We start from the raw sequence: 5,739 nt of genomic DNA, 5'->3' as shown, positions 1-5,739 counted from the left end.
CCCCGGCCGCACCGGCACCCGCGCCCCCGGCGACGATCGCGGCGGTCTTGGCGTACCCGGCGGCCCCGAACCACCCGATGACCGCGACCGGTACGACCGCGGGGATCCCGCCGGCGACTTCCTTGATCTGCCCGGCGGCCACCCGGCACGCGGCGCACTCCTCCAGGTGCTTGCGCAGGCCCCGTTCGGCGCGGGTCCGCAGGGTGCCGCGGGCGTACGCGCCGAGCCGGTCGGCGTAGCGCCCGCACTCCGCGCTGTTGCCGGCCAGGGAGGCGCTCACATGAGCCTGGAGATACGCCTGCTTGAGCCCTTCCCGGGCCCGGCTGGCGAGCACCCGGGTCCCGTTGGCGTCCAGGCCGAAGAGCACGGCCACCTCGCTCGGCGCCTCGTCCTCGACCTCGGTGTGCCACAGCACGGCCTGCCAGCGCTCCGGCAGCGACCGGAAGGCCCGCATCGCCATCGACTGCTCGGCCTCGTGCATCGCCCGGACGTCCGCGCCGAGGTCGAGCGTGTCGCTGTCCGACGCCTTCGCGCCGCGCGCCGCCTGCGCCGCGAACACCGCGAAGTCGTCCACCAGTTGCTCGCGCCTGGCGGAGGTCGTCCAGCTCGCGGCGACCCGCCGCACCGCGGTGAGCAGATAGGCCCGTACGGCGTGCTCGGGACCGGAACCGCCGCGTACCGCCTGGAGCATGCGGGCGAAGACCTCGGCGGTGAGGTCGTCGGCGGTGTGGGCGTCCCGGCAGCAGGTGCGTGCGTAGCGGCGCACGGCTTCGGCATGGCGCCGGTACAGCTCCTCGTACGCCGAGTCCCGGCCCGCCCGCATCCGCTCGATGAGGTCGGCGTCGGACTGCGCCCGGGCGGCGTCCCACTCCCGGGGTGGCGGCAGCGCCCCCGAGTCGGACCGGTCCCACTGGGCCGGAACCTCACCACGGCCGCCCTGGCCGGACGCCTGAGACGCCTCCCGCCGATCCGCCCGCGCCTTCGGAGATCCCCCGCCCGCGCCCAGCGACTCGTCCCGCCCGTTCACACCCATCGCGGAAGCCCCCACCGCCTGCCGACACAGTCCCGACCTCCGGGTCACCCTGCCATATTTGCTTTTGTTCAGCCCCCGGTCTCAAGGGCATATCACCCGTCCGAGCGTCTCCCCAGCCCTCCGCGCACGAGTTCACCCGTACGGGTGGCCGACCCCTGGTGACGAGAGCGAGAGCGAGAGCGAGAGCGCGAGCAGCGGCAACGGGGAGGGGAGGAGAGAGGAGCGGGAGCGGCAACGGGAAGGGGCGGCGGGAACAGGAACGGGCGGCGGCAACGAGAAGGGGCCGCGGGAACGGGAAAGGGCGGCGGGGGCGCAAGCCCCACACCGCCCTACGAGGTGGCGCACTTTCCGCGGCGCGCTACCCCCACCCTCAAGCCGGCCGGGACCGAAGCCCCTCCAGCAGGATGTCCAACAGCCGGGCCGAAGCCGCGGCCTGCTGCGCCGCGTCCGGCAGGGACGGTGCCGCCGTGGCGATCACGAGCAGCACGTCGGCCACGGTCACGTCCTCCCGCAGCTCACCCGCCGCCCGGGCCCGCTCCACCAGCTGCCCCACGACCTCCAGCAGCGCCGAGGCCCCTGCGTCGTCGGCCGGCCCGGCACCCACCGGCGCCGACGCGTCCGACGACACCAGCCGCAGCTCGGTCGTCGGCTGGACCCGCTGCTGCGGCACCCGGTGCTCGTCGGCGATCCCGCCGCCACCGACCTCGGTACCGTCCTCCGCGACCCCGACCCGCAGCACCTGCGGCGGCAGCAGCCGCCCGGCACCCGAGGCCACCGACGTCCGCAGGAAGCGCGACAGCGCCGACCACGGGTCCTCCTCCTGCCCGAGCGCCACCCGTGCCTGGTCGGTGAGCCGGGAGGTCTCCTCCTCGGCTATGCGCCGGACCAGGACGTCCTTGCTCGGGAAGCGCCGGTACACCGTGCCCACACCGACCCGCGCACGGCGGGCGACATCCTCCATCGGCGCGCCGTACCCCAGCTCGCCGAAGACCTCGCGCGCCGCGCGCAGCACGTGCTCGAGGTTGCGCTGTGCGTCCACACGGAGCGGCGTCGACCTCGACCCGTCCCCGCGCCCGTTGCCGCCCGCCGTGCCGATCGCGCCGCTGGGCGCGAGAGCTGAGGCGGACGACCAATGAGAGTCCTGAATATGCATATGTGTTCCCCCGGTAATGACGTCTCCCCCCGGAGACTCTCCCCGTCATCGGAAGCCGGAGTGGCGGGACGAGCGTTCGTGGTCCTGAACGGTTCCGGGCCTGAACCCGGCCGAATCCCTTGAACGCATCCCCCATGCACCCCGTCGACACACGAACATAGTTGAGAGGGAGTCAATTCAGAAGGGGCACGTTCCGCACGGAGCGCCCCTCGATCGGAGTACGGGCGGTTTAGGTACCGTTTGCGCCCCCCGCCGCCACCCGGCTCACACCATCTGACCTGCGCACCTGCCGCTCACGCCGGTGAATCGGCCAACCCCGCGCCCGCTGGGCGACCGGTCACACAAATTGCCGGGGCTGTGGACAAACCAGCGAGAGAGGTGCGTCATGGGATGGTGAAGGTACGGATGCGCATCCTCATCGTCGGCGGCGGCTACGTCGGGCTGTACACCGCGCTGCGTCTGCAGCGTCAGCTGAAGCGGGAACTGAGTAGCGGCGACATCGAGATCGTCGTAGTGTCCCCCGACCCATATATGACGTATCAACCCTTCCTTCCGGAGGCCGCGGCGGGCTCCATCTCGCCCCGCCATGTCGTGGTGCCGCTGCGTCGCGTCCTGAACCACTGCAAGGTCGTCATCGGCGAGGCCACCGAGATCAACCACACCAAGCGCGTCGCGACCCTCACCACCCTCGCCACCGAGGAGGAGGGTTCGCACGCCGAGCAACTGTCGTACGACGAACTGGTCCTCGCACCCGGCTCGATCTCGCGCACCCTGCCCGTCCCCGGTCTCGCCGACTTCGGTATCGGCTTCAAGACCGTCGAGGAGGCAATCGGCCTGCGCAACCACGTCATCGAGCAGATGGACATCGCCTCCTCCACCCGCGACCCCGCGATCCGCGACGCCGCCCTGACCTTCGTCTTCGTGGGCGGCGGCTACGCCGGGGTGGAGGCGCTCGGCGAACTGGAGGACATGGCCCGCTACACCGCGCGATACTACCACAACGTCAAGCCCGAGGACATGAAGTGGATCCTCGTGGAGGCCTCCGACCGCATCCTCCCCGAGGTCGGCGAGGAGATGGGCCGCTACACGGTCACCGAACTGCGCCGCCGCAACATCGACGTACGCCTCCACACCCGTCTCGAGTCCTGCGCCGACCGCGTCGCCGTCCTCAGTGACGGTGCCCGCTTCCCGACCCGCACGCTTGTCTGGACCGCCGGCGTCAAGCCGCACCCGATCCTCGCCGCCACCGACCTCCCGCTGAACGAGCGCGGGCGCCTGAAGTGCACCCCCGAGCTGTCCGTGGAGGGCGTCTCGCACGCGTGGGCCGCGGGCGACGCGGCAGCCGTGCCCGACATCACCGCGAGCGAACCGGGCAAGGAGACCGCCCCCAACGCCCAGCACGCCGTGCGCCAGGCCAGGACGCTCGGCGACAACATCGTCCGCTCGCTGCGCGGCCAGCCGCTGGAGGCGTACGCCCACAAGTACGTGGGCTCCGTGGCCTCCCTGGGCCTGCACAAGGGCGTGGCGCACGTCTACGGCCGGAAGCTGAAGGGCTACCCCGCCTGGTTCATGCACCGCGTCTACCACCTCAGCCGGGTGCCGACCTTCAACCGCAAGGCCCGCGTCCTCGCCGAATGGACCCTTGCCGGTCTCTTCAAACGAGAGATCGTCTCCCTCGGATCACTCGAACATCCCCGTGCGGAGTTCGAACTGGCTGCCGGTGGAAAGGCTCCTGAGGACCCGAAGGGGTCGTCCTGACCGGATCCAGGAACTCCACCGTTCAGGCCGACGTCTGACGGATGTCGGCCCGGTCGGACAGACTGGTCCGCGACATGATCCATGATCTCGGGCGGGGTCACCGTCCTGCCCGGGCAGGACCCGACGAAGCCCGTACGAAGCACCCCTGAGCACCCCCGAGCACCCCGAAGTACCGACACGCCCGCACGACCAGGCGTCCCCCACCGCTGCACACCGGGGCCACCGCCCCGGACCACCGGGTCACCCCCGGAGCACCGGCCGGAACCGGAGCCGGCCACAGACAACACCACGAGGCACGAGGCAAGGATTCGGTGAACTTCACGCGCTGGAGCGCCCGGCTCCCCGGTACGCAGCGCCGCGCCGCAGCGCGGACCGAACACACGGTCACCCAGGACCGGCGGGGGGAGGGCGCCGTGCCCGCGGCCCGCGCCGAACGGCAGAGCGACGACCCACCGGACGACACCCCGCCCGTGCCCGCCGTCGACGATCTCCCCACCCGAGAGATCCTCGACCGCATCCCGGCCCTCGTCGCCCTCGTCCACGGCCACGACCACCGCACCGCCTACGTCAACGACGCGTATGTCGCGGCCTTCGGCGTACGCCCTCTCGGAGCCCCGGCCCGCGAGGCCCTCCCCGAGCTGGACGCCCTTGGCCTGCTGCCCCTCCTCGACCAGGTGCTGCGCAGCTCCAAGCCCCGCACGGTCAAGTCCCGCAAGGCCCCCTCCGGCCGCTCGTACACGATCACCTGCACCCCCGTCGACGTCCCTGGCGGCACCGGGCCCGGCGAGGGCGGTGTCCTCGTCTTCGCCGCCGACGTCACCGACCACGCCGAGGCCGCCGAACGCCTCCGCGCCAGCGAACGCCGCCAGCGCGAAACCGCCGTCACCCTCCAGCGCTCCCTCCTCCCGCAGGAACTGGAGGAGCCCGACGACCTGCGCATCGCCGCCGTCTACCACCCCGGCGGCACGGAGACCGCCGTCGGCGGCGACTGGTACGACGTCATCACCCTCGGCGGCGGCCGCACGGCCCTGGTCATCGGCGACGTCATGGGCCGGGGCGTACGCGCCGCGGCCGTCATGGGCCAACTCCGTACGGCCGTCCGCGCCTACGCCCGCCTCGACCTCCCTCCGCACGAGGTGCTCCAGCTCCTGGACGGCCTCGCCACGGAGATCGACGCCAACCAGATCGCCACCTGCGCCTACGCCGTCCACGACCCCAACGAGGGCCGCCTGGTCTACGCCTCCGCCGGCCACCTCCCGATCCTCGTCCGCGACGAGAACGGCACGGTCCAGCGCGCCGACGAGCCGATCGGCCCTCCCCTCGGCACCGGCGGCTGGATGCACGCCTCCGGCTCGATCCCCCTGTGCCCCGGCTCCACCGCCGTCCTCTACACGGACGGCCTGGTGGAACGCCGCAACGAGGACCTGGACGAGGGCATCGCCGCCCTGGAAAGAGCCCTGGCCGGCGCGACCGGAACACCCCAGGTGATCTGCGACCGCCTGGTCCGCTCGACCGGCGTCACCGCCGACCATGACGACGATGTCGCCGTCCTCGTCCTCCAGCACCCGTCCCGCACCGGCCCCGACGGCGACCTCTTCCGCAACGCCGCCCTGGAACTCCTCGGTGGCGTCGAAGCGGCCCCCCGAGCCAGAGCGTTCGCCTCCGGCGTCCTCACGAGCTGGCGGTTCCCGCCCGAACTCCACGACCTGGGCGTCCTCGCCGCCAGCGAACTCGTCGCCAATTCCCTCCAGCACGGCACCCCGCCCATGCGGTTGCGGCTGCGCCGCACCGACCG

At 72.3% G+C, this 5,739-nt stretch carries 4 protein-coding genes; 2 read left to right on the top strand and 2 right to left on the bottom strand.

Annotated elements, in window-relative coordinates:
• The coding region (locus AOK15_RS28925) for a sigma-70 family RNA polymerase sigma factor (RefSeq protein ID WP_205632253.1) at positions 1–1,033 on the bottom strand (1,033 nt) is incomplete at its 3' end.
• A 370-nt stretch (positions 1,034–1,403) separates the two neighbouring features.
• Positions 1,404–2,186, bottom strand: coding sequence for a TetR/AcrR family transcriptional regulator (locus tag AOK15_RS28920; protein WP_055521293.1), 783 nt, complete (start codon positions 2,184–2,186; stop codon positions 1,404–1,406).
• Positions 2,187–2,576: 390 nt separating this feature from the next.
• On the opposite strand from AOK15_RS28920, the gene AOK15_RS28915 reads away from it, so the two are divergent.
• Both AOK15_RS28915 and AOK15_RS28910 read left to right on the top strand, forming a co-directional pair.
• Positions 2,577–3,944 carry an NAD(P)/FAD-dependent oxidoreductase gene (locus AOK15_RS28915; RefSeq protein WP_055521292.1) on the top strand — a complete coding sequence of 456 codons (1,368 nt, stop codon included), beginning with the start codon at positions 2,577–2,579 and terminating at the stop codon, positions 3,942–3,944.
• Between the two features lie 311 nt (positions 3,945–4,255).
• On the top strand, positions 4,256–5,739 hold a 1,484-nt coding region (locus AOK15_RS28910), incomplete at its 3' end, for an ATP-binding SpoIIE family protein phosphatase (protein ID WP_055521291.1).

This window comes from Streptomyces ossamyceticus, assembly GCF_001418475.1.
In the GTDB taxonomy this organism is placed as follows: domain Bacteria; phylum Actinomycetota; class Actinomycetes; order Streptomycetales; family Streptomycetaceae; genus Streptomyces; species Streptomyces ossamyceticus.
Note: the sequence above shows the minus strand (reverse complement) of the source record. Positions and strands in the feature narration are given on the sequence as shown.

Coding starts and splice junctions, on each gene's coding strand:
- AOK15_RS28920 (WP_055521293.1), bottom strand. CDS start 2,186: ATGCATATTCAGGACTCTCATTGGTCGTCCGCCTCAGCTCTCGCGCCC.
- AOK15_RS28915 (WP_055521292.1), top strand. CDS start 2,577: ATGGTGAAGGTACGGATGCGCATCCTCATCGTCGGCGGCGGCTACGTC.